At 56.1% G+C, this 23,050-nt stretch carries 16 protein-coding genes, 1 tRNA gene, 3 rRNA genes, 2 pseudogenes and 1 riboswitch; of the genes and pseudogenes, 15 read left to right on the top strand and 7 right to left on the bottom strand.

Going from position 1 to position 23,050, the window contains the following annotated elements; all coding sequences use genetic code 11:
- Positions 1-4: 4 nt before the first annotated feature.
- Genes thiS through thiC form a run of 4 tightly spaced genes read right to left on the bottom strand, consistent with a single transcriptional unit; the run spans position 5 to position 3,572 of the window.
- Positions 5-205, bottom strand: coding sequence for a sulfur carrier protein ThiS (gene thiS / locus O1Q98_RS10250; protein WP_125257927.1), 201 nt, complete (start codon positions 203-205; stop codon positions 5-7).
- Positions 189-950: a HesA/MoeB/ThiF family protein gene (locus O1Q98_RS10245; protein WP_125257928.1), complete on the bottom strand. Its 762-nt coding sequence runs from the start codon at positions 948-950 to the stop codon at positions 189-191. The genes thiS and O1Q98_RS10245 overlap by 17 nt, the downstream gene beginning before the upstream one ends.
- The gene (gene thiE / locus O1Q98_RS10240; protein ID WP_125257929.1) at positions 940-1,587 is read right to left on the bottom strand and encodes a thiamine phosphate synthase; all 648 of its coding nucleotides are present in this window, start codon (positions 1,585-1,587) and stop codon (positions 940-942) included. The genes O1Q98_RS10245 and thiE overlap by 11 nt, the downstream gene beginning before the upstream one ends.
- Positions 1,587-3,572: a phosphomethylpyrimidine synthase ThiC gene (gene thiC / locus O1Q98_RS10235; RefSeq protein ID WP_240632692.1), complete on the bottom strand. Its 1,986-nt coding sequence runs from the start codon at positions 3,570-3,572 to the stop codon at positions 1,587-1,589. The genes thiE and thiC overlap by 1 nt, the downstream gene beginning before the upstream one ends.
- Before the next feature lie 140 nt (positions 3,573-3,712).
- Positions 3,713-3,828, bottom strand: a riboswitch (TPP riboswitch).
- A 259-nt stretch (positions 3,829-4,087) separates the two neighbouring features.
- On the opposite strand from thiC, the gene nudC reads away from it, so the two are divergent.
- The 7 genes and pseudogenes from nudC (at position 4,088) to O1Q98_RS19790 (ending at position 8,596) form a co-directional block, all read left to right on the top strand.
- Positions 4,088-4,861, top strand: a complete 774-nt coding sequence (nudC, locus tag O1Q98_RS10230) for an NAD(+) diphosphatase (protein ID WP_125257930.1) — start codon at positions 4,088-4,090, stop codon at positions 4,859-4,861.
- A 52-nt stretch (positions 4,862-4,913) separates the two neighbouring features.
- Positions 4,914-5,987 carry a uroporphyrinogen decarboxylase gene (gene hemE, locus O1Q98_RS10225; protein WP_125257931.1) on the top strand — a complete coding sequence of 358 codons (1,074 nt, stop codon included), beginning with the start codon at positions 4,914-4,916 and terminating at the stop codon, positions 5,985-5,987.
- A complete protein-coding gene (gene nfi / locus O1Q98_RS10220; RefSeq protein ID WP_125257938.1) occupies positions 5,987-6,661 on the top strand; it encodes a deoxyribonuclease V in 675 nt (224 codons plus the stop codon). Before hemE ends, nfi begins: the two co-directional genes overlap by 1 nt.
- A 111-nt stretch (positions 6,662-6,772) precedes the next feature.
- Complete coding sequence (locus O1Q98_RS10215; protein ID WP_125257932.1) at positions 6,773-7,363, top strand: YjaG family protein; 591 nt, start codon at positions 6,773-6,775, stop codon at positions 7,361-7,363.
- 252 nt (positions 7,364-7,615) lie between these two features.
- A complete protein-coding gene (gene hupA / locus O1Q98_RS10210) occupies positions 7,616-7,888 on the top strand; it encodes a nucleoid-associated protein HU-alpha (protein ID WP_012882985.1) in 273 nt (90 codons plus the stop codon).
- 4 nt (positions 7,889-7,892) lie between these two features.
- Positions 7,893-8,435: pseudogene (locus tag O1Q98_RS10205) on the top strand (DUF1481 domain-containing protein); the annotation flags it as partial.
- A gap of 23 nt (positions 8,436-8,458) precedes the next feature.
- Positions 8,459-8,596 carry a DUF1481 domain-containing protein gene (locus tag O1Q98_RS19790; protein WP_423201720.1) on the top strand — a complete coding sequence of 46 codons (138 nt, stop codon included), beginning with the start codon at positions 8,459-8,461 and terminating at the stop codon, positions 8,594-8,596.
- Between the two features lie 176 nt (positions 8,597-8,772).
- Here O1Q98_RS19790 and purD read toward each other — a convergent pair whose 3' ends face one another.
- On the bottom strand, positions 8,773-10,062 hold the full coding sequence (gene purD / locus O1Q98_RS10200; RefSeq protein WP_125257934.1) for a phosphoribosylamine--glycine ligase: 1,290 nt from the start codon (positions 10,060-10,062) through the stop codon (positions 8,773-8,775).
- A gap of 15 nt (positions 10,063-10,077) precedes the next feature.
- A complete protein-coding gene (gene purH / locus O1Q98_RS10195) occupies positions 10,078-11,667 on the bottom strand; it encodes a bifunctional phosphoribosylaminoimidazolecarboxamide formyltransferase/IMP cyclohydrolase (protein ID WP_125257935.1) in 1,590 nt (529 codons plus the stop codon).
- Positions 11,668-12,287: 620 nt separating this feature from the next.
- Here purH and O1Q98_RS10190 point away from each other — a divergent pair.
- The 4 genes from O1Q98_RS10190 (at position 12,288) to rrf (ending at position 17,338) form a co-directional block, all read left to right on the top strand.
- Positions 12,288-13,830 (top strand): 16S ribosomal RNA (locus tag O1Q98_RS10190).
- Between the two features lie 86 nt (positions 13,831-13,916).
- Positions 13,917-13,989: transfer RNA gene (locus tag O1Q98_RS10185), tRNA-Glu, on the top strand.
- 206 nt (positions 13,990-14,195) lie between these two features.
- Positions 14,196-17,102: ribosomal RNA gene (locus tag O1Q98_RS10180) — 23S ribosomal RNA — on the top strand.
- A 120-nt stretch (positions 17,103-17,222) separates the two neighbouring features.
- Positions 17,223-17,338: ribosomal RNA gene (rrf, locus tag O1Q98_RS10175) — 5S ribosomal RNA — on the top strand.
- Together the 16S, 23S and 5S rRNA genes with 1 tRNA gene alongside form the textbook arrangement of a ribosomal RNA operon.
- 369 nt (positions 17,339-17,707) lie before the next feature.
- On the opposite strand, the gene O1Q98_RS10170 is transcribed toward rrf, so the two are convergent.
- Entirely contained in the window at positions 17,708-18,514 is an 807-nt protein-coding gene (locus tag O1Q98_RS10170) for a DeoR family transcriptional regulator (RefSeq protein WP_125257940.1), read from the bottom strand.
- A gap of 283 nt (positions 18,515-18,797) precedes the next feature.
- On the opposite strand from O1Q98_RS10170, the gene kbaZ reads away from it, so the two are divergent.
- The 4 genes and pseudogenes from kbaZ to nagA form a co-directional block, all read left to right on the top strand.
- A complete protein-coding gene (gene kbaZ, locus O1Q98_RS10165; RefSeq protein WP_125257941.1) occupies positions 18,798-20,093 on the top strand; it encodes a tagatose-bisphosphate aldolase subunit KbaZ in 1,296 nt (431 codons plus the stop codon).
- Positions 20,094-20,105: 12 nt separating this feature from the next.
- A complete protein-coding gene (locus O1Q98_RS10160) occupies positions 20,106-21,317 on the top strand; it encodes an SIS domain-containing protein (RefSeq protein WP_125257942.1) in 1,212 nt (403 codons plus the stop codon).
- A gap of 98 nt (positions 21,318-21,415) precedes the next feature.
- Positions 21,416-21,856: a PTS galactosamine/N-acetylgalactosamine transporter subunit IIA gene (agaF, locus tag O1Q98_RS10155; protein ID WP_125257943.1), complete on the top strand. Its 441-nt coding sequence runs from the start codon at positions 21,416-21,418 to the stop codon at positions 21,854-21,856.
- Positions 21,856-22,978: pseudogene (nagA, locus tag O1Q98_RS10150) on the top strand (N-acetylglucosamine-6-phosphate deacetylase); the annotation flags it as partial. The gene agaF and the pseudogene nagA, both read left to right, overlap by 1 nt.
- Positions 22,979-23,050 lie beyond the last annotated feature (72 nt).

The raw sequence follows: 23,050 nt of genomic DNA, 5'->3' as shown, positions 1-23,050 counted from the left end.
CATGTCAGCCTCCTGCAATCGCCTGGAACAGCAAAATGTCATCGCCGTCCTGCACCGGGTGATGAGCCCAGTCAGCACGGGGAATAATGGTGTGATTGATAGCCAGCGCCGTGCCCGCTTGCAGGCGATCCAGGCGCTCGAGTAACTGTTGTACGGTTAGGCCGTCTGGCAGCGTGAGGGCATCGTCATTAAGCCGAATGTGCATGTGCGCCTCCGCAGACCGGGCACGCCGGGGTGCGCGTTAATTGCAGCGTGTGCCACTGCTGCTGGCGTGCCTCGAACAGCCGTAATTTGCCGTCCAGCGGCGAGGGGAGGCCGCACAACAACTTGATGGCCTCCAGCGCCTGTAGCGTGCCCATTACGCCGACGACCGGGCCGAGCACGCCCGCCGTGCGGCAGTTGCGCTGCGGTTCGTCAGCGTCCGGGTAGAGGCAGGCGTAGCAGCCGTGCCGAAACGGGGGCGTCAACACCAGCAACTGGCCGCTAAACCCTACGGCGCTGGCGCTGATGAGCGGTTTTTGCGCGGCGACACAGGCGGCGTTAACCGCATGGCGGGTGGCCATGTTGTCACAGCAATCCAGCACCAAATCGGCCTGTGCGACGGCGTTCTCAAGTGAGTCACCGGCAAGCCGGGTGGTCAGTGCGAGGGTTGTCACTAACGGATTCAGGGCTTGCAGCGCATGCTGCGCCAGCACTGCTTTGGCGCTCTCCACGTCAGCGCTGCGATAGAGGATTTGGCGTTGCAGATTAGAGAGGTGCAGCGTGTCGTGGTCGGCAAGCGTGAGCGTGCCAACGCCAGCGGCGGCCAGATAGAGCGCCGCCGGTGAACCCAGCCCGCCCAGCCCGACCAACAGCACACGGGCGGCCGCCAGTTTTTGCTGCCCGTCCTGACCGATATCTTCCAGTAACAGCTGGCGGCTGTAGCGCATAAAAGCATTGTCATCGAGCATCGGCGGTCTCCTTGCCGTCAATTAAATGCCGCAGCGTGGCGGTAGCGGCACGCCAGTCAGCGGCCTGTGTGATGGCGCTGACCACGGCGATGCTGCCTACACCGCTGGCCAGCACCTCGGGCACTCGCTCAAGGCTGATGCCGCCGATAGCGACGCAGGGAATACGCCCCGCCAGTTGCTGTACCTGCCGCGTGAGCGCAGCCACCCCTTGCGGCGCGGAGGGCATCACTTTGGTTTGGGTGGGAAAAATGTGGCCGAGCGCAATGTAAGAGGGCTGGATGGCGATAGCGCGCGCCAGTTCGGCGTCGTCATGGGTGGAAACACCCAGCCGCAGCCCGGCGGCGCGAATCGCGTCCAGATCGGCGGTGTCGAGATCCTCCTGCCCTAGGTGTACGCCATATGCCTGATGCTTCACCGCCAGTTGCCAGTAATCATTGATAAACAGCCGGGCCTGATACCGGTGGCCCAGCGCAATCGCCCGGATAATGTCAGGCTCGGCCTGCTCCGCTGGCAGGCCTTTGATACGCAACTGGAGGGTTCGCACGCCTGCATCCAGCAGGCGCTCAATCCACACCACGCTATCGACCACCGGATAAAGCCCCAGTCGGGCATCCGTGGCGGGAAACGCGCGGCTCATCAACGCTCCTCCTGCGGCAGGCTGGTCGCGGCGGCACTGTGGTACAGCTCGCTGCCACGGGCGCGAAATTCGGCGGACATGTTTGCCATGCCGACGTCTATCGATTGCGTTTGCTGGCGGGCGGCGTAGTCGCGCACTTCCTGCGTTATTTTCATCGAGCAGAATTTTGGCCCGCACATCGAGCAGAAATGCGCCACCTTGCCGGATTCCTGCGGCAGGGTTTCATCGTGGTAGGCACGGGCGGTTTCCGGGTCGAGCGCCAGATTAAACTGGTCTTCCCAGCGGAATTCAAAGCGCGCCTTGGACATGGCGTTATCGCGGATTTGCGCACCGGGGTGGCCTTTGGCTAAATCAGCGGCGTGAGCGGCGATCTTGTAAGCGATCAGCCCTTGTTTGACATCGTGTTTGTTCGGCAGCCCCAAATGTTCTTTCGGCGTGACGTAGCACAGCATGGCGCAGCCGAACCAGCCTATCATCGCCGCGCCAATGCCGGAGGTGAAATGGTCGTAGCCGGGGGCGATGTCGGTGGTGAGTGGACCCAGCGTGTAGAACGGCGCTTCGTGGCAGTGTTCCAGCTCTTCGGTCATATTGCGTTGGATCATCTGCATCGGCACATGACCGGGGCCTTCTATCATCACCTGCACGTCGTATTCCCAGGCGATTTTGGTTAACTCGCCCAGCGTGTGCAGCTCGGCAAACTGCGCCTCGTCGTTGGCATCCTGAATCGAGCCGGGGCGCAGGCCATCGCCCAGCGACAGCGCGACGTCATAGGCGGCGCAGATTTCGCAAATTTCGCGGAAATGCTGGTAGAGGAAGTTCTCCTGATGGTGCGACAGGCACCATTTCGCCATGATGGAACCGCCGCGCGAGACAATACCGGTCAGGCGTTTGGCGGTCATCGGGACGTAACGCAGCAGTACACCGGCGTGAATGGTGAAGTAATCCACCCCTTGTTCGGCCTGCTCGAGTAAGGTGTCGCGGAACAATTCCCAGGTGAGGTTTTCCGCAATACCATTGACCTTTTCCAGCGCCTGATAAATCGGCACTGTGCCGATCGGCACCGGGCTGTTGCGCAAAATCCATTCGCGGGTTTCATGGATATAACGCCCGGTCGAGAGATCCATCACTGTGTCTGCGCCCCAGCGCGTGGCCCAGACCAGTTTTTCCACTTCTTCCTCAATCGAGGAACTGACCGAAGAGTTACCGATATTGGCGTTCACTTTGACCAGAAAATTGCGGCCAATAATCATCGGCTCCGATTCCGGGTGATTGATGTTAGCCGGAATAATCGCGCGCCCGGCGGCCACTTCCTCGCGCACGAACTCTGGCGTGATGTTCTCTGGCAAGCGAGCGCCAAAGTGGTGGCCGGGATGCTGCTGGCGCAGCACGGCGCTGCGAATACGCTCGCGCCCCATGTTTTCACGGATGGCGATAAATTCCATTTCCGGCGTGATAATGCCGCGCCGCGCGTAGTGCAGTTGGGTGACGCACTGGCCGGTTTTGGCGCGCAGCGGTTTGGTCAGAGGGTCAAAACGCAGATGATCAAGGCCGATATCCGCCAGCCGCTGTTGGGTGAAACCGGAGCTGGCGTGCGCCAGGGGCTCGGTGTCGCCGCGTTCGGCAATCCAGTCGGCGCGCAATGCCGCCAGCCCACGGTGGACATCGGGGGTGATGGCCGGGTCGCCATACGGCCCGGCGGTGTCATACACCGGCACGGCTTCGTTGGGCTCATAGTGCGGGTTATCACGGCTGCCGCCTGTCAACGTCGGACTTAAGCGGATCTCCCGCATCGGTACGCGAATGTCCGGGCGCGAGCCGGTCAGATAAATGCGTTGCGAATTAGGAAAGGTTGAGCCGCGCAGCGAGGCGATAAACTGCTGGGCGGCGGCGCGCTGTTCTCGGCGACCGGGTGCGGTTTGTTCTGTGAGAACACGCGATGCTGTAGACGAAGTTGGTTCTGTAGGTGACGTTGGTTCTGTAGACATAGCAAGTTCCTGTTGATTAAAGGAAAATTTGCTTGTCTGGAGCTCGCAGGGAGTAATAGCCGGATGCTCATCCACATGCGACCGCAACGTGGCGCGTTTACGGTTACAGCGGCGGCCTGGAAGGGCAGCCCGTGGCAGGCAATGTGGTTACTCTTGTTCCCTTCGCAGGTATTAACCTGATCAGGTTCCGCGGATCCCGAATTAACGGTCTCAGCCTGCTCGCCACAAGGCGCGCTAGGCACTCCGACAAGATTTGCCCCGGATGGGGCCATCAAAAACAGTGACACTCTATGCCGTGTCACGGTGCGCCGTCAATACACGGCACCGTCAATGGTGAGGCGGCGGGATATCCGCGCGTGAGCGCATTGCCAAGGTTTTCACCTCGCCGGATAATGGCGGCACACGGCAATTCAGCCCGGTTGTTTTGATAATCAAATGGGTTGAGAGTAAAACGCATTGAGAGCGAAACCGGATCAAACGTGAAACCGGGTCATCAGCGGGAGTGATAAAGAAAGATGGACGTAGCGCTGAAAGGTGATGAACAGGGCTGGTGGGTAGTGTATCACCAGCATCAGATATGGCTGCCGCAAGGCGAGTTGCCGCAGGGCACGGCAGCGCAGTGGCAGTTACAGCAGTGTACGGCGCGTCAGGTTGGCGAGTGGCAGGGTGAACCGGTGTGGCTGGTACTGCAAGAGCGGGCGCGGGAGATGGGGTCGGTGCGCCAGTTACTCAGCCAGGATGCCGGTCTGTTTCAATTAGCCGGGCGCGCGGTACAACTGGCCGAGTTTTATCGCTCACATCGGTTTTGCGGCTACTGCGGCCATACGATGACCGCAAGTACCAAGGAGTTGGCCTGCTTGTGCCCGCAGTGTAAAGAGCGCTACTACCCACAGATTGCGCCTTGCGTGATTGTCGCCATCCGCCATCACGATAAAATCTTGCTGGCGCAGCATTTGCGTCATAAAGGCAATATGTATACCGTGCTGGCCGGGTTTGTTGAAGTCGGCGAAACGCTGGAACAGGCGGCGATGCGCGAGGTGATGGAAGAGAGCCAGATTCGCATCAAGAACCTGCGCTATGTCTGCTCACAGCCCTGGCCGTTTCCCCATTCGCTGATGACCGCTTTCATGGCGGACTATGACGGCGGCGAGCTGAAACATGACCCTTCTGAACTGCGCGCGGCGGGCTGGTTTCGCTACGATGATTTACCGGAGCTGCCGCCGCCGGGTACGGTTGCGCGCCGTTTAATTGAAGACACCGTCGTGCTGTGCCGCGACATGGCGCAGTGAGCAAGAGCCTGCGGCAATCATGCCTGAGAAAGGCGTAATAAAGGAAAAAATCATGACTGATCTAAAAAATGATCGCTATCTGCGAGCATTATTACGCCAGCCGGTGGATGTGACGCCCGTATGGATGATGAGGCAAGCCGGGCGTTATCTGCCGGAATATCGGGCGACCCGAGCGCAGGCGGGCGATTTTATGTCGCTGTGTAAAAATGCGGAATTGGCGTGTGAAGTCACGTTACAGCCGCTGCGACGCTATGCGCTTGATGCCGCCATCCTGTTTTCCGACATTCTCACGGTGCCGGATGCGATGGGGCTTGGGCTCTACTTCGAAGCCGGTGAGGGCCCGCGCTTTACCTCGCCGGTGACATGCCGTGCCGATGTGGAAAAACTGCCGGTGCCTGACCCGGAGCAGGAGCTGGGTTACGTGATGAATGCGGTGCGCACCATTCGCCGCAATCTGGCCGGTGCGGTGCCGCTGATCGGTTTTTCCGGCAGCCCGTGGACGCTGGCGACCTATATGGTTGAAGGCGGCAGCAGTAAAGCGTTCACCGTTATCAAAAAAATGATGTTTGCCGAACCGCAAACCCTGCATCTGTTACTCGATAAACTGGCTGATAGCGTCACGCTCTACCTGAATGCCCAAATTCGCTCAGGCGCACAGGCGGTGATGATTTTTGACACCTGGGGTGGCGCACTGAGCGGCGCGGCGTACCGCGAGTTTTCGCTGCATTACATGCACAAAATTGTCGATGGCCTGCAACGTGAACACGAAGGGCGGCGGGTGCCGGTGACGCTGTTTACCAAAGGCGGCGGCCAGTGGCTGGAAGCGATGGCCGATACCGGCTGCGATGCGCTTGGCCTCGACTGGACGACCGATATCGCCGAGGCTCGCCGTCGCGTCGGCCACCGGGTTGCCTTGCAGGGCAACATGGACCCCTCCATGCTCTATGCGCCAGCGGCGCGTATTGAACAGGAGGTGGCGAGCATTCTGGCCGGTTTCGGCGCAGGCGATGGCCACGTGTTTAACCTTGGCCATGGTATCCATCAGGATGTGCCGCCAGAGCACGCCGGCGCGTTTGTTGAGGCGGTACACCGCTTGTCTGCGCCCTATCATCAGGATAACGCGTGATGGATCTTAATGCGCTGCGGGCAGCGCAGCGCGAGAATGCCGCGCTGGTGGTGCGCCACGACGATCTGCCGTTTGTGCAGCCGACGCTTATCGCGGGTGCGGATGTCGGGTTTGAGCAACAGGGCGCTATCACCCGTGCGGCGTTGACTGTACTGACGTATCCTTCGCTGCAACTGGTGGAGTACCAAATTGCACGCATTCCGACATGCATGCCTTATATTCCCGGTTTGCTCTCGTTTCGTGAATACCCGGCGCTGTTAGCGGCATGGGCGCAACTGCAACACAAGCCGGAGCTGCTGTTTGTTGATGGGCACGGCGTGTCCCATCCGCGTCGTTTGGGGGTTGCCAGTCATTTTGGCCTGCTGGTCAACGTGCCGACTATCGGGGTGGCGAAACGCCGCTTGTGCGGGCAATTTGCACCTTTGGCATCAGCGGTCGGGAGCCGTCAGCCGTTGCTTGATAAGGACGAACAGATAGGCTGGGTGTGGCGCAGTAAAGCCCGCTGCAATCCGCTATTTATTTCTGGCGGGCATCGCATTAGCAGCGATAGCGCGCTGGAATGGGTGATGCGCTGCATGAACGGCTATCGCTTGCCGGAGCCGACGCGCTGGGCCGATGCGGTGGCCTCGAACCGTCCGGCATTTCAGCGCTGGCAACGCGATGCGGTGGTGTAGGATAATACCCGGCAGGAGACTTTGGGCATTCTGGCCTATTTTCGGAATTCAGGCATAGGGCGGCTGGGTAATTTTCGTTACACTGCCGCCCACTATTAATTGAGATAAGCAATGTTACGTAACCCCATTCATTTACGTCTGGAAAAGCTGGAAAGCTGGCAGCATGTCACCTTTATGGCCTGCCTCTGCGAGCGTATGTACCCGAATTACCACGCATTCTGCCAGCAAACCGAATTCGGGGATGCGGCGCTCTATCGGCGTATTCTGGACCTGGTATGGGAAACGCTGGTGGTCAAGGACGCCAAAGTCAACTTTGACAGCCAGCTGGAAAAACTCGAAGACGCCATCCCGGTCGCGGAAGACGATGACATTTACGGTATCTATCCGGCAATCGACGCCTGTGTTGCATTAAGTGAGTTACTGCATTCGCGTCTGAGCGGAGAAACACTGGAACATGCTATCGCGGTGAGTGAATCCTCGATTCGCACAGTAGCCATGCTGGAGATGACCCAGGCTGGCCGTGAAATGACCGATGACGAGCTAAAAGTGCTGCCTGCGGTGGAAGAGGAATGGGATCTTCAGTGGGAGATTTTCCGCCTGCTGGCGGCCTGCGAAGAGCGCGACCTCGAGTTGATAAAAGGCCTGCGAGCTGACCTGCGCGAAGCGGGAGTCAGCAACATTGGCATAAATTTGTACCAATAACGCGATAAAACGTGATTTAAGGCCTGAAATGGCCTGTCTAAAGGCTTCACATCCGCACCCTGTCTGGTCTACATTTGGGGGGCGTAATAAAAGTGGCTGTCGGTGCGTGTATGCAGGAGAGTGCTACTACACCCTAAATAATTCGAATGACGGGAAAGCGGCAACGCCTTTGCTGTTCGAAATATGACGGGAGATGGCATATCCGTCGCACTCGATGCTTAGCAAGCGATAAACACACTGTAAGGATAACTTATGAATAAGACTCAACTGATTGATGTAATTGCTGACAAAGCTGACCTTTCCAAGACCCAGGCTAAAGCTGCCCTGGAAGCGACTCTGGCGGCGATTACTGAGTCTCTGAAAGAAGGTGATGCAGTACAATTAGTTGGTTTTGGTACTTTCAAAGTCAATCATCGTAACGAGCGCACTGGCCGCAACCCGCAGACGGGTAAAGAGATCAAAATTGCCGCCGCTAACGTGCCCGCTTTTGTGTCCGGTAAGGCACTGAAAGACGCTGTAAAATAAGCGCATGCTGACAGCAGGTTTAAGCAGGGGGGCGATTTCGCCCCTTTTGCTTTTTTGCCGCCGCTGCGGGTCGCTGGCGTTGATGTCACTGCTGGCTGGATGCAGTAGCCATCCGCCAGCGCCGACGGTTTTTGCCAGCGGCTATTTAGCCGATCGCGGTGTGATTCGCCTGTGGCGTCAGGATGAACCGCAGCAACAGTTAACTTCGCTGGTAACGGTGTTCACCCCGCTGCAAGGCGATGATATTCGCATCACCCGTTATCACTTCCAGCAAGGCGCGCTGCGCGAGGTGCAAGAACAGCGCGTGATGCCAGAGCGAGAAGAGTCCAGGCTGCGCTTTGATCAGGCTGGCACGGTCAGCTATATGCAGCGTCAGCTTCCCCATCGCCGTGAGTCATTATCAGAAGACGACATCGCCTTGTATCAATTCGATGCGCGACAACGGCTGGCGTTAAGTGACTCTCTGCGCGCTGGCCATGTGATGTTACGGCAAGGGCGCTGGCAAGCGGGGCAGGTGACAACCTGCGAAGGACAAACGGTACGACCCGACTGGGATAGCAGCGCCCGGCATTGGATAAGCCAACAGGCGCAGCAGGCGATCAAGGCGCTCTTGGCATCGCCTGGCTGGAATCACCGCAAGGCACACAGCTTTTACAGATGGCCGAAGAGGATTTTTGCCGTTTTGAGCCGATGAAGGAAGGCGAGTAGCTTTACCGGTATTGGCGCTGCACAGGTATTGATGTTGCACAAGCTATTGGGTGTTGCAGTGCAGACAGTGAATGCCACGCGGCAAAGCGGATGTTGATAAAGCAGATGTTGATAAAGCGGATACTGATATGGCAGAAGCCACAGTCTGGCTCCTGCCGTTATCGCTTTAGCGAGTGCTAGCTTTTTTGCTCACGGGCGATGGCGCGATAGCCAATGTCACTGCGGCAGAAGCTGCCTTCCCAGCGAATGGTGCTCGCCAGTGCATACGCGCGCTGTTGGGCGGCGGCAACACTTTCACCTAACGCGGTCACGCACAATACACGCCCGCCGCTGGTCACAACATCGTGGCCTTTCAGCGTTGTTCCGGCATGGAACACTTTACCGTCAGCGGCATCCTGTTCAGGCAGGCCGGAAATGGCATCGCCGGTGCGGTAGTCCGCCGGGTAGCCGCCTGCGGCCAGCACCACGCCCAGTGACGGGCGCGCATCCCACTCAGAATGCTGTTTATCCAGCGTGCCTTCACAGGCCGCCAGACACAGCGCAACCAGGTCAGACTTCATGCGCAGCATAATCGGCTGGGTTTCCGGGTCGCCAAAGCGGCAGTTGAACTCGATAACTTTGGGCTGGCCATCGGGTGAAATCATCAGGCCGGCATACAAAAAGCCCGTATAGACGTTGCCCTCTGCCGCCATGCCGCGCACGGTTGGCCAAATAATCTGTTCCATCACCCGCTGGTGAACGGCATCCGTCACTACCGGTGCTGGCGAGTAAGCGCCCATGCCGCCAGTGTTCGGGCCGGTGTCGTTGTCACCTACACGCTTGTGATCCTGGCTGGTGGCCATCGGCAGCACATGCTCGCCATCCACCATCACAATAAAGCTGGCTTCTTCACCATCCAGGAACTCCTCCACCACAATGCGGTGGCCTGCATCGCCAAAGGCATTACCAGCCAGCATATCGGTGACAGCGTTTTCCGCTTCCGCCAGTGTCATGGCGACAATCACGCCTTTACCAGCGGCCAGGCCATCGGCCTTGATAACAATCGGTGCGCCCATACGCCGAACGTAGGCCAGCGCGGGTTCCACCTCGGTAAAGTTCTGGTATTCCGCCGTCGGAATATGCTGGCGCGCCAAAAAGTCTTTGGTAAAGGCTTTGGAGCCTTCCAACTGTGCTGCTGCCTGGGTCGGGCCAAAAATGTTCAGACCGGCGGCGCGGAACGCATCCACCACGCCAATGACCAGTGGCGCTTCCGGGCCGACAATCGTCAGGCCAATATCCTGCTGACGGGCAAATTCAAGCAGCGCCGGAATGTCCGTCGCCGCGATGTTCACATTCTCCAGCGCAGGCTCCAGCGCGGTGCCTGCGTTGCCCGGCGCGACATAGACTTTATCCGCCAACGGAGACTGGGCAGCTTTCCAGGCCAGCGCATGCTCGCGGCCACCATTACCAATAATTAAGATGTTCATCGTCGTGACCTCGGATTAGTGGCGGAAGTGGCGCATATCGGTAAACAGCATCGCAATACCGTGCTCGTTGGCCGCAGCAATCACCTCATCATCGCGAATCGAACCGCCCGGTTGGATAACACAGGTGATGCCAACGGCGGCAGCGGCGTCGATACCATCGCGGAACGGGAAGAATGCGTCGGATGCCATGACGGAGCCTTGCACCTCAAGCCCTTCATCACCGGCTTTAATGCCCGCAATTTTAGCGGAGTACACCCGGCTCATCTGACCGGCGCCGATGCCGATAGTCATGTTGTCGCGGGCATACACAATCGCGTTGGATTTAACGAACTTCGCCACTTTCCAGCAGAACAGCGCATCGCGCAGCTCGGCTTCGCTTGGCTGGCGCTCGGTGACGACGCGCAGTTGCGCGCTTTCCACCATACCCAAATCGCGGTCTTGCACCAGCAATCCACCGTTAACGCGTTTGAAGTCCAGCCCGGCAACACGCTGCTGCCAGGTGCCGCACGTCAATACCCGTACATTTTGTTTGGCGGCGGTGACGCTTAATGCGGCTTCACTGGCGGAAGGCGCGATAATCACCTCGACAAACTGACGGCTGATGATGGCTTGCGCCGTGGCTTCGTCCAGTTCGCGGTTAAAGGCGATAATGCCGCCGAAAGCGGAAGTCGGGTCGGTTTTATAGGCGCGCTCGTAGGCGTCGAGAATCGACTCACCGATGGCAACACCGCAAGGGTTGGCGTGCTTCACAATCACACAGGCCGGTTCAGCAAACTCTTTCACACACTCAAGGGCCGCGTCGGTATCGGCGATGTTGTTGTAAGAGAGCGCCTTGCCTTGTAACTGCTGTGCAGTCGCAACAGAGGCTTCTGCAATTTGTTCTTCTATATAGAAGGCGGCCTGCTGATGGCTGTTCTCACCATAACGCATGTCCTGCTTTTTAATGAGATTCAGGTTCAGCGTGCGTGGGAAACGGCCAGAAGGCTCCGTGGTATCGCCATGGTAAGCCGGGACTTTGCTGCCAAAGTAGTTCGCTATCATGCTGTCGTAGGCAGCGGTATGCTCAAATGCTTTGATAGCCAGATTGAAGCGGGTGGGATAAGTCAGAGCGTTTTCGTTAGCATCCATCTCGGCAACGATAGCATGGTAGTCACTGCTCTTGACGACGATAGCCACATCGTTGTGGTTTTTCGCCGCCGAGCGCACCATGGTCGGCCCGCCGATATCAATATTTTCAACGGCGTCTTCTAAGGAGCAATCGGCTTTAGCGACTGTCTGGGCAAACGGATAGAGGTTGACCACCACCATATCAATAGGCTGAATCGCGTGTTGCGCCATGATGGCATCGTCCTGGCCGCGACGCCCCAGAATACCGCCATGTACTTTGGGATGCAGTGTTTTCACACGTCCGTCCATCATTTCAGGAAAGCCGGTGTAATCTGAGACTTCCGTTACTGGCAAACCCGCATTGGCCAGCAGCCGAGCCGTGCCGCCGGTAGACAGCAGTTCGACGCCACGCTGCGACAGCGCCTGAGCGAATTCAACGATACCGGCTTTGTCAGACACGCTGAGTAAAGCACGACGGATAGGACGACGTTGTTGCATGATGGTTTAATCCCCTGACTTAGGTTCTTACTTTTAAGAGCGTTAGCTGAATATTCAGTCGATGGCGGTGGTTATCGCTTAAAGATGGTGGCGCAATCGGGCTGGTATTCAGCTAACACACTTATTAATTCCCACGAATAGGTGTGAAATGTGCTGGTGCGAATTGTAGCGAAAACGTTTGCGTGATGCTCGCCAATTTTCAAGAAATCCCTTCTTTGTGGATAACTCTGTGCAAAATAAGGTATAAGCGGCACTTTTGCTGTGGAATGCAGCGAACGCGCGATTTTATGCAAAATACCGGTTGCGGCCTGATAAGAAGTCCCTATAATGCGAACCCACTGACACGGCAACAGCGGCAACGCAGCGCGGTGTCAGCGAAGAGAAAACGAAAAAAAAGCGTTGACTCTTCATGAGGAAAGCGTAGTATACGCCACCTCGCGACAGCAGGCTCAGGCCGGTCGCACTGCTCTTTAACAATTAATCAGACAATCTGTGTGGGCACTCGCAGGACACTTCGCAAAAACTTTTGTGAAAGTCTTGAAGAGTGACAACAGTTAATTCATTACGAATAAACAGTAAATTCTTTGAGCACGTTTTCTTCGGAAAACACAATCAAACTTAAATTGAAGAGTTTGATCATGGCTCGCAGATTGAACGCTGGCGGCAGGCCTAACACATGCAAGTCGAGCGGTAGCACAAAGGAGCTTGCTCCTTGGGTGACGAGCGGCGGACGGGTGAGTAATGTCTGGGAAACTGCCTGATGGAGGGGGATAACTACTGGAAACGGTAGCTAATACCGCATAACGTCTTCGGACCAAAGAGGGGGACCTTCGGGCCTCTTGCCATCAGATGTGCCCAGATGGGATTAGCTAGTAGGTGAGGTAATGGCTCACCTAGGCGACTATCCCTAGCTGGTCTGAGAGGTTGACCAGCCACACTGGAACTGAGACACGGTCCAGACTCCTACGGGAGGCAGCAGTGGGAATATTGCACAATGGGCGCAAGCCTGATGCAGCCATGCCGCGTGTGTGAAGAAGGCCTTCGGGTTGTAAAGCACTTTCAGCGGGGAGGAAGGCGATAAGGCTAATAACCTTGTCGATTGACGTTACCCGCAGAAGAAGCACCGGCTAACTCCGTGCCAGCAGCCGCGGTAATACGGAGGGTGCAAGCGTTAATCGGAATGACTGGGCGTAAAGCGCACGCAGGCGGTCTGTTAAGTTGGATGTGAAATCCCCGGGCTTAACCTGGGAACTGCATTCAAAACTGACAGGCTAGAGTCTCGTAGAGGGGGGTAGAATTCCAGGTGTAGCGGTGAAATGCGTAGAGATCTGGAGGAATACCGGTGGCGAAGGCGGCCCCCTGGACGAAGACTGACGCTCAGGTGCGAAAGCGTGGGGAGCAAACAGGATTAGATACCCTGGTAGTCCACGCTGTAAACGATGTCGATTTGGAGGTTGTGCCCTTGAGGCGTGGCTTCCGGAGTTAACGCGTTAAATCGACCGCCTGGGGAGTACGGCCGCAAGGTTAAAACTCAAATGAATTGACGGGGGCCCGCACAAGCGGTGGAGCATGTGGTTTAATTCGATGCAACGCGAAGAACCTTACCTACTCTTGACATCCAGAGAAACCTGCAGAGATGCGGGTGTGCCTTCGGGAGCTCTGAGACAGGTGCTGCATGGCTGTCGTCAGCTCGTGTTGTGAAATGTTGGGTTAAGTCCCGCAACGAGCGCAACCCTTATCCTCTGTTGCCAGCACTTCGGGTGGGAACTCAGGGGAGACTGCCGGTGATAAACCGGAGGAAGGTGGGGATGACGTCAAGTCATCATGGCCCTTACGAGTAGGGCTACACACGTGCTACAATGGCGTATACAAAGAGAAGCAACCTCGCGAGAGCAAGCGGACCTCATAAAGTACGTCGTAGTCCGGATTGGAGTCTGCAACTCGACTCCATGAAGTCGGAATCGCTAGTAATCGTATATCAGAATGCTACGGTGAATACGTTCCCGGGCCTTGTACACACCGCCCGTCACACCATGGGAGTGGGTTGCAAAAGAAGTAGGTAGCTTAACCTTCGGGAGGGCGCTTACCACTTTGTGATTCATGACTGGGGTGAAGTCGTAACAAGGTAACCGTAGGGGAACCTGCGGTTGGATCACCTCCTTACCGAGTGAAGAGCCTGCGTGGTGTCCACACAGATTGTCTGATGAAGTAAAAGAGTCAAAAGCGTCTTGCGAAGCTGACAAGAGACTGTCTCTTCGTCTAGAGGCCCAGGACACCGCCCTTTCACGGCGGTAACAGGGGGTTCGAATCCCCTAGGGGACGCAAATGACAAGACTGGTGAGTTAAAGTCACGGTCAGGTATATCCCGAAGATAACCTAAAGCTGATTAGAGATAGTCAGGTTTACGTTATCTTGCTCTTTAACAATCTGGAACAAGCTGAAAATTGAAACGACAGCATGTGTATGCGAATGCATGTGTTGTTCGAGTCTCTCAAAAACTTGCATCCCGAAACACTTTCGGGTTGTGAGGTTAAGCGACTAAGCGTACACGGTGGATGCCTAGGCAGTCAGAGGCGATGAAGGGCGTGCTAATCTGCGATAAGCGTCGGCAAGGTGATATGAACCGTTATACCCGACGATACCCGAATGGGGAAACCCAGTGTGTTTCGACACACTATCACACACTGAATTCATAGGTGTGTGAGGCGAACCGGGGGAACTGAAACATCTCAGTACCCCGAGGAAAAGAAATCAACCGAGATTCCCCCAGTAGCGGCGAGCGAACGGGGAAGAGCCCAGAACCTGAATCGGCTTGTGTGTCAGTGGAAGCGTCTGGAAAGTCGCACAGTAAAGGGTGATAGTCCCGTACACAAAAATGCACAAGTTGTGAGTTCGATGAGTAGGGCGGGACACGTGACATCCTGTCTGAATATGGGGGACCATCCTCCAAGGCTAAATACTCCTGACTGACCGATAGTGAACCAGTACCGTGAGGGAAAGGCGAAAAGAACCCCGGCGAGGGGAGTGAAATAGAACCTGAAACCGTGTACGTACAAGCAGTGGGAGCCTTGATTTATCAGGGTGACTGCGTACCTTTTGTATAATGGGTCAGCGACTTATATTCTGTAGCAAGGTTAACCGAATAGGGGAGCCGCAGGGAAACCGAGTCTTAACTGGGCGTTAAGTTGCAGGGTATAGACCCGAAACCCGGTGATTCTAGCCATGGGCAGGTTGAAGGTTGGGTAACACTAACTGGAGGACCGAACCGACTAATGTTGAAAAATTAGCGGATGACTTGTGGCTGGGGGTGAAAGGCCAATCAAACCGGGAGATAGCTGGTTCTCCCCGAAAGCTATTTAGGTAGCGCCTCGTGAATTCATCTTCGGGGTAGAGCACTGTTTCGGCTAGGGGGCCATCCCGGCTTACCAACCCGATGCAAACTGCGAATACCGAAGAATGTTATCACGGGAGACACACGGCGGGTGCTAACGTCCGTCGTGAAGAGGGAAACAACCCAGACCGCCAGCTAAGGTCCCAAAGTCATGGTTAAGTGGGAAACGATGTGGGAAGGCCCAGACAGCCAGGATGTTGGCTTAGAAGCAGCCATCATTTAAAGAAAGCGTAATAGCTCACTGGTCGAGTCGGCCTGCGCGGAAGATGTAACGGGGCTAAAACCATGCACCGAAGCTGCGGCAGCGACACTATGTGTTGTTGGGTAGGGGAGCGTTCTGTAAGCCTGTGAAGGTGGCCTGTGAGGGCTGCTGGAGGTATCAGAAGTGCGAATGCTGACATAAGTAACGATAATGCGGGTGAAAAACCCGCACGCCGGAAGACCAAGGGTTCCTGTCCAACGTTAATCGGGGCAGGGTGAGTCGACCCCTAAGGCGAGGCTGAAAAGCGTAGTCGATGGGAAACAGGTTAATATTCCTGTACTTGGTGTTACTGCGAAGGGGGGACGGAGAAGGCTATGTCATCCGGGCGACGGTTGTCCCGGTTTAAGCGTGCAGGTGGGTGGACCAGGCAAATCCGGTCTGCTGTTAACACTGAGGCGTAATGACGAGGTACTACGGTACTGAAGTGACAGATGCCCTGCTTCCAGGAAAAGCCTCTAAGCATCAGGTAACATTGAATCGTACCCCAAACCGACACAGGTGGTCAGGTAGAGAATACTCAGGCGCTTGAGAGAACTCGGGTGAAGGAACTAGGCAAAATGGTGCCGTAACTTCGGGAGAAGGCACGCTCCTGTTGGTGAAGTCCCTTGCGGACGGAGCTGACGGGAGTCGCAGATACCAGCTGGCTGCAACTGTTTAATAAAAACACAGCACTGTGCAAACACGAAAGTGGACGTATACGGTGTGACGCCTGCCCGGTGCCGGAAGGTTAATTGATGGGGTCAGCCGCAAGGCGAAGCTCTTGATCGAAGCCCCGGTAAACGGCGGCCGTAACTATAACGGTCCTAAGGTAGCGAAATTCCTTGTCGGGTAAGTTCCGACCTGCACGAATGGCGTAATGATGGCCAGGCTGTCTCCACCCGAGACTCAGTGAAATTGAACTCGCTGTGAAGATGCAGTGTACCCGCGGCAAGACGGAAAGACCCCGTGAACCTTTACTATAGCTTGACACTGAACCTTGAGCCTTGATGTGTAGGATAGGTGGGAGGCTTTGAAGTGTGGACGCCAGTCTGCATGGAGCCAACCTTGAAATACCACCCTTTAATGTTTGATGTTCTAACGTGGGCCCCTAATCGGGGTTGCGGACAGTGTCTGGTGGGTAGTTTGACTGGGGCAGACTCCTCCCAAAGAGTAACGGAGGAGCACGAAGGTTAGCTAATCCTGGTCGGACATCAGGAGGTTAGTGCAAAGGCATAAGCTAGCTTGACTGCGAGAGTGACGGCTCGAGCAGGTGCGAAAGCAGGTCTTAGTGATCCGGTGGTTCTGAATGGAAGGGCCATCGCTCAACGGATAAAAGGTACTCCGGGGATAACAGGCTGATACCGCCCAAGAGTTCATATCGACGGCGGTGTTTGGCACCTCGATGTCGGCTCATCACATCCTGGGGCTGAAGTAGGTCCCAAGGGTATGGCTGTTCGCCATTTAAAGTGGTACGCGAGCTGGGTTTAGAACGTCGTGAGACAGTTCGGTCCCATCTGCCGTGGGCGTTGGAAGATTGAGGGGGGTTGCTCCTAGTACGAGAGGACCGGAGTGAACGCACCACTGGTGTTCGGGTTGTCATGCCAATGGCATTGCCCGGTAGCTACGTGCGGAAGAGATAACCGCTGAAAGCATCTAAGCGGGAAACTTGCCCCGAGATGAGTCTTCCCTGGGCCCTTGAGGCCCCTGAAGGGACGTTTAAGACGAAGACGTTGATAGGCTGGGTGTGTAAGCGCAGCGATGCGTTGAGCTAACCAGTACTAATGACCCGAGAGGCTTAACCTTACAACACCGAAGGTGTTTTGGTGAGAGACGCAGAGAATAGATTCAGCTTGTTCAGAGATTGGTTCGGGTGGTTATGTGGAAGTGAGAGCGGAGCATAACGGCCGGAATAAAAAGAATTTGCCTGGCGGCGACAGCGCGGTGGTCCCACCTGACCCCATGCCGAACTCAGAAGTGAAACGCCGTAGCGCCGATGGTAGTGTGGGGTCTCCCCATGCGAGAGTAGGGAACTGCCAGGCATTAAATAAGGCGAAGGGCCCGGTCGAAAGACCGGGCCTTTTGTTTTGGGTGCGGTTTATGCGGGGGTGGGGCAATGGGGGCCCGGCACGCTGTATGTATGCTGCACCGTAACACACGGTCAGGCATGAAACCACGCGCCCTGTGCTGACACCCCGCTCGCTTGTCTCGCCCGGTGCTATCGAAACACCAACCCATCATTGCTCAGAAGCAGATGGTTGGGGGACGCAAAGCTTGCCAGAGCCGCCCCTGACCTGTGCCTGAACCATCTACCGTTTGTTAAAGCCGGTCTATTGGGTTTCAGACCGGCTTTTGTGTCACCCTTGCAGAAACCTTATCAATACGTCAGTTTGCGTTGGGCTGAATGCCCTTCAGTCGGCGTCAGCGGGAACCAGTAAAACCTCAATACCTGCGTGCCTCAAACCATTGAGAATCTCTGTCGGTAAAGCATCATCGGTTATCAGCGTATGGATACGCGGAGTTTCAATAATTCTGTGCAGGCTCAGACGGCGGAATTTACTGGAGTCAGTGACGACGATAATCTTTTCTGCGACCTGACACATACAGCGATTAAGTCGCGCTTCATCCTCATGGTGCGTACTGATACCACGCTCAAGATCGATACCATCGACCCCAAGAAACAGCATATCAAAGTGGTAGTTTTGTAATGATTGCTCCGCCTGGGCGCCATAGAATGAAAGTGACTTACGGCGCAGGTGCCCGCCGGTCATAAGCAGTTCAACCCCTTCGGCCTCCAGTAAAGCGTTGGCGACGTTAATACCGTTAGTCATCACCAGAATGTCCTGGTGTGCCTGTAAATGCCGCGCGACCTCAAGCGTTGTTGTTCCAGAGTCGAGAATGAGACGGCATCCTGGATAAACCAATGTAGCGGCCAGTGCCCCTATTCGCTGCTTGGCTGGCGTATTGAGTATGCTTTTGTCCGCAATTGTGCGCTCAGGAACCGTTTGACTCGGTTCGCACAACAGCGCGCCACCATAAGCGCGCACGGCTACGCCCTGTTTTTCCAGAAAAGCCAGATCGTTACGAATGGTGACAGTAGACACCTGATAATGGCTGGCGAGCTCATTGACTTGCACACTACCGTGGGTGCGAAGCTGCTGTATGATTTTCTCCCGCCGCTCGCTTGTGCCGAGCACATTTTTTTCTGTTATTTGCATAATCCTTTCTGCCAATGCGCTGTGTTAAACGATGTTAAATGCGGTGCTTTCATTTTTTTCTCTTTTATATTAAGGCCCAGTCGTTACCTCAAATCAAGCTTTCACTCAGTTAAATAACGGCGCAGTTCGTCATTTAACACCAGCCTTTTTCTTTCGTTTCCTTTCTTTTTGTGATCTTGCTCATGATGTGAACCACACTGTATTTCGTTTCGCAGGGGAAGGGTATATGTTTTAAAAAGGAATCGAAACTAATTTGGTGAAAAAAAGAAACAAAGGAAGCGAAATGAAATCCATGGTGTCGTTAATCGAAAGGCATAAGCAGGGCGAAGCTATAGGGATATATGCTGTCTGCTCCGCGCATCCATTGGTACTGGAAGCTGCGTTTCGCCTTGCAGCAGCAAGGGATGAGTTGCTGTTGGTTGAGGCCACTTCTAATCAGGTAGACCAGTTTGGCGGCTATACGGGAATGACGCCGGTTGATTTTCGCGACCGCCTTTATCAGCTTGCGACGGACTGTGGCTTTCCTATTCACCGCCTTATTTTGGGTGGCGATCACCTTGGCCCCAACCGCTGGCAAAATGAGCCAGCGGAGCAGGCGATGGCTTATGCCGAAGAGTTAATCGCCAGTTATGTCCGGGCTGGTTTTAAAAAAATCCATCTGGATTGCAGTATGTCTTGTCAGGGCGACCCGGTGCCTTTAACCGATGATGTGGTGGCTGAACGTGCGGCTCGCCTGGCTCTCGTTGCTGAACAAACCTGTCTGGCGCGGTTTGGATGTTGCGATTTGCTGTATGTGATTGGCACGGAAGTGCCTGTGCCAGGCGGTGCTCACGAAGCGCTAGACGGGCTGGCTGTGACAACGCCGCACGCGGCCCACCACACGCTAGAGGCGCATCGGCAGGCCTTCACGCGTGTCGGACTAGCCTCTATCTGGCCACGGGTGATTGCATTGGTAGTACAGCCGGGGGTCGAATTCGACCATACCCATGTTATTGATTATCAGCCAGAAAAAGCCACTTTATTGAGCGCTGCGCTTGATGCGTATCCTCACATGGTGTTTGAAGCCCATTCTACGGATTATCAAACCCCGCAGGCATATCGCCAGTTGGTTCGTGACCACTTCGCGATTCTCAAAGTCGGCCCGGCGCTGACATTCGCGCTGCGTGAAGCGCTGTTTGCGCTTGCGGCGATTGAAGAGGAATTAGTGCCGCAGCGGGACGTTTCAGGCCTGCGTCAGGTACTGGAAGCCGCGATGTTAGACCGCCCCGAATTTTGGCGTAGCCACTATCAGGGGAGCGCGGATGCCTGTCGTCTGGCCCGTGGCTACAGCTATTCAGATCGCATCCGCTATTACTGGCCGGATAAGCGCGTTGATGAGTGTTATGCAAAATTACTCAATAACTTAGCAGCTGAATCCATCCCGTTGCCGCTGCTCAGTCAGCACTTACCCTTGCAGTACCGCAAGGTGCGTCAGGGCAGGCTCTCCGCTACCCCTCATGACCTCATTCTCGATCAGATTCAGGACGTGTTACGGCACTATGCCTGCGCCTGCTCACCCCAATTTGACGCTGTAGTATAAGGAGCTGTAGACATGATCCTCGGTTATCCCGTTGAGGCATTACGTACCGCCAATGGCTTGGCGACGGCCCGGGAAATTCGCCAACAACCGGCTACCTGGGGCGAGACGCTGGCGATGGTGGCGGCGAACCGCCCCGCAGTGGAGCGTTTTCTTGCACCGTTGCTGTCGTATGACAATCTGCGTGTGATTCTGACAGGGGCTGGGACGTCTGCCTTTGCCGGGCGTGCGCTGGCTCCCTATCTGGCCGCTTGTCTGAATAGACGGGTTGAGGCGATTGCGACTACCGATATTGTCACTGACCCGGCAGAGTATCTGGCTCAGGACTGCCCAACGTTACTCATCTCTTTTGCCCGCTCCGGCAATAGCCCAGAGAGCGTGGCGGCCGTTGAGCTTGCCAGTCAATTACTCACGCACTGCTACCACCTTGTCCTGACCTGTAACGGTGAGGGCAAGCTTTATCAGCGTTGCTTGCAAGAGCCGCATTCATTAGCGCTGTTGATGCCTGCGCAAACCCATGATCGCAGTTTCGCGATGACCAGCAGCCTGACCAGCATGATGCTGAGTTGCCTGGCGGTTTTTCTGCCAGAACGGTTCAATCAGCAAAACTGTGTGCAACTGACGCTTGCTGGCGAGGACATCCTGACGCAAGCGGTGCAATGCGTACCACAATGGAATGATCCGCTAGCCCAGCGGGTTATCTACCTCGGCAGCGGTAGCCTGCAAGGGGTTGCGCAAGAGGCGGCGCTGAAATTGCTAGAGCTCACCGGGGGGCAGGTTGTGGCACTGTTTGACTCTCCAACCGGCTTTCGCCATGGCCCCAAATCGGTGGTGAACGGGCAGACGCTGATTGTGCTGTTTATCTCTAATGACCCCTATACCCGTCAATATGACCTGGATTTACTGCGCGAGTTGCGCACCGACGCTCAGGCCGCCCGCGTGGTGGCGATTGCCGACAAGCATGATAGCCGTATTGAGGAGGGGGAGTACATCTACCTGCCCCGTACCCTGCAAGGGGATGATGCCCAACTGGCGTTTTGCTACCTGCTGTATGCCCAATGCTATGCCTTCCACACCTCGTTAACGCTGGGCATCAGCCCTGATAACCCTTGCCCGAGCGGGCAGGTTAATCGGGTTGTTCAGGGGGTGAAAATCTACCCGCATGAGCGCCAGGAATATGGCGTGGCAGGTAAGCGTTCAGCCGAAGAAAAGTCAGTATCAATATGAAGATAAACGTATTTTCTAAATGAAGACGGGTTTCTCCAGGTAGCGCGTTGTTAACCCGTTAGTGTCGTGTTGAACCCTCTAACAAAGGAGTGCGTTACATGCTGGGCATCATCATCAGTGGTCATGGCGCTTTTGCCAGCGGAATGGCAAAAGCGGTGGAGCAGGTTTTGGGTGAGCAGCCCAATGTGGCCGTCATCGATTTTCCTGAATCATCAACCACCAGCACGTTAAAACAGCAATTTGAGGAAGCACTTTGTTTGGTGGATCACGGCGATGGCGTGGTGTTCCTCACCGATTTACTGGGGGGCACGCCATTTCGCGTGGCGTCGCTGTTAGCCATGCAAACGCCTAAACGCGAAGTGATAACCGGCGTCAATCTTCAATTGCTGCTGGAGATGTTGCTAGAGCGTGATGCGTTGGGAGCCTGCGAGTTCCGCGTTCAGGCGCTGGCGTGCGGACACCGTGGGCTGACGTCTTTAGCCGATGAGATGCGCAAAGAGAGTACCTCACCAACACATTTGGTGGAGGAGGGGATTTGATGGTTGCTCAGATCCGTGCGCGTCGCCTGCTAACCGAGCAAGGATGGCTGGAGCACCAACAGCTGACCTTTGCCGATGGGATTATCACCGCTATCGAGCCTATCGGTGATGGTCGCCCGGCGTGCGACGTTGAGTTGTTAGTGCCTGCGCTCATCGATGGGCACGTACACGGCGGCGCTGGGGTGGATGTTATGGATGAAGCGCCTGACACCCTCAATAAACTCTCGCTTGTCAAGGCGGCGGAAGGCGTCGGGGCATTTCTGGCGACAACGGTGACAGCGCCTCTGGCGCTGATTGAGCGGACGCTCGCCAGAATTGCCGATGGGGTACAAACCGGTATGCCGGGGGCAGAACTGCTTGGCTGTTATCTGGAAGGCCCGTACTTCACACCCGAAAATAAAGGCGCACATGACCCCGCGCTGTTTCGTGAACTGAATATTGCCGAACTCGACGGCTTACAACAATGCGCGCGCGGCACGCTGCGGGTGGTGGCGCTGGCACCGGAAAAACCGCATGCGCTGGAAGCCATTCGCCACCTGAGCGCGGCGGGTGTTCGGGTCATGCTCGGCCATTCTGCGGCCGGTTATGACATCACCAGAGAGGCGTTGTCGGCTGGCGCCGCAGGGTTGGTGCCATTGCTTTAATGGCATGAAGGGCCTGCATCACCGCGAGCCGGGTATGGCTGGCGCAGGATTAGTGCATCCGTTCGCCTGGCTGGAGCTGATTGCGGATGGTCATCATGTACACCCCAGTATGCTGCGGCTCTGCGATTGTTGCGCCCGCGATCGCCTGCTGCTTATCACCGATGCCATGCGCGCAGCCGGTATGCCGGATGGTCACTATCTGCTGGGCAACTACCGGGTGGAGATGAAAGCCGGGGTGGTTCGCACCGAGGCCGGGGGCCTGGCCGGTAGCACCCTTAACCTGCTCGATGCGGTGCGCAATATGGTGCATTTAGCTGGCGTACCGTTGGCCGATGCGATTCAGATGGCGTCGCTGGCCCCGGCCCGCATGCTCGGTATTGCCGATCGTCTGGGATCGCTGGCGGTGGGGAAACAGGCTAATTTGCTCGCCCTGACGCCGCAGTTGCATCAACAACATATTTGGGTTGCTGGCCGGATGATAGACCCCGCCTGTTTCTCTGCTCTGTTCTCTGGATGTCGCGTCAACCATGACAATGGCGCACAGGAGTCT

Origin of the sequence: Dickeya lacustris (assembly GCF_029635795.1) — a bacterium.
Classification (GTDB): domain Bacteria; phylum Pseudomonadota; class Gammaproteobacteria; order Enterobacterales; family Enterobacteriaceae; genus Dickeya; species Dickeya lacustris.
This window is presented reverse-complemented; position numbering and strand designations above follow the sequence as displayed.

Bases quoted from the DNA above. Each gene is read 5' to 3' on its own strand.
- thiS (WP_125257927.1), bottom strand. From the start codon at position 205: ATGCACATTCGGCTTAATGACGATGCCCTCACGCTGCCAGACGGCCTA.
- O1Q98_RS10245 (WP_125257928.1), bottom strand. From the start codon at position 950: ATGCTCGATGACAATGCTTTTATGCGCTACAGCCGCCAGCTGTTACTG.
- thiE (WP_125257929.1), bottom strand. From the start codon at position 1,587: ATGAGCCGCGCGTTTCCCGCCACGGATGCCCGACTGGGGCTTTATCCG.
- thiC (WP_240632692.1), bottom strand. From the start codon at position 3,572: ATGTCTACAGAACCAACGTCACCTACAGAACCAACTTCGTCTACAGCA.
- nudC (WP_125257930.1), top strand. From the start codon at position 4,088: ATGGACGTAGCGCTGAAAGGTGATGAACAGGGCTGGTGGGTAGTGTAT.
- hemE (WP_125257931.1), top strand. From the start codon at position 4,914: ATGACTGATCTAAAAAATGATCGCTATCTGCGAGCATTATTACGCCAG.
- nfi (WP_125257938.1), top strand. From the start codon at position 5,987: ATGGATCTTAATGCGCTGCGGGCAGCGCAGCGCGAGAATGCCGCGCTG.
- O1Q98_RS10215 (WP_125257932.1), top strand. From the start codon at position 6,773: ATGTTACGTAACCCCATTCATTTACGTCTGGAAAAGCTGGAAAGCTGG.
- hupA (WP_012882985.1), top strand. From the start codon at position 7,616: ATGAATAAGACTCAACTGATTGATGTAATTGCTGACAAAGCTGACCTT.
- purD (WP_125257934.1), bottom strand. From the start codon at position 10,062: ATGAACATCTTAATTATTGGTAATGGTGGCCGCGAGCATGCGCTGGCC.
- purH (WP_125257935.1), bottom strand. From the start codon at position 11,667: ATGCAACAACGTCGTCCTATCCGTCGTGCTTTACTCAGCGTGTCTGAC.
- O1Q98_RS10170 (WP_125257940.1), bottom strand. From the start codon at position 18,514: ATGCAAATAACAGAAAAAAATGTGCTCGGCACAAGCGAGCGGCGGGAG.
- kbaZ (WP_125257941.1), top strand. From the start codon at position 18,798: ATGAAATCCATGGTGTCGTTAATCGAAAGGCATAAGCAGGGCGAAGCT.
- O1Q98_RS10160 (WP_125257942.1), top strand. From the start codon at position 20,106: ATGATCCTCGGTTATCCCGTTGAGGCATTACGTACCGCCAATGGCTTG.
- agaF (WP_125257943.1), top strand. From the start codon at position 21,416: ATGCTGGGCATCATCATCAGTGGTCATGGCGCTTTTGCCAGCGGAATG.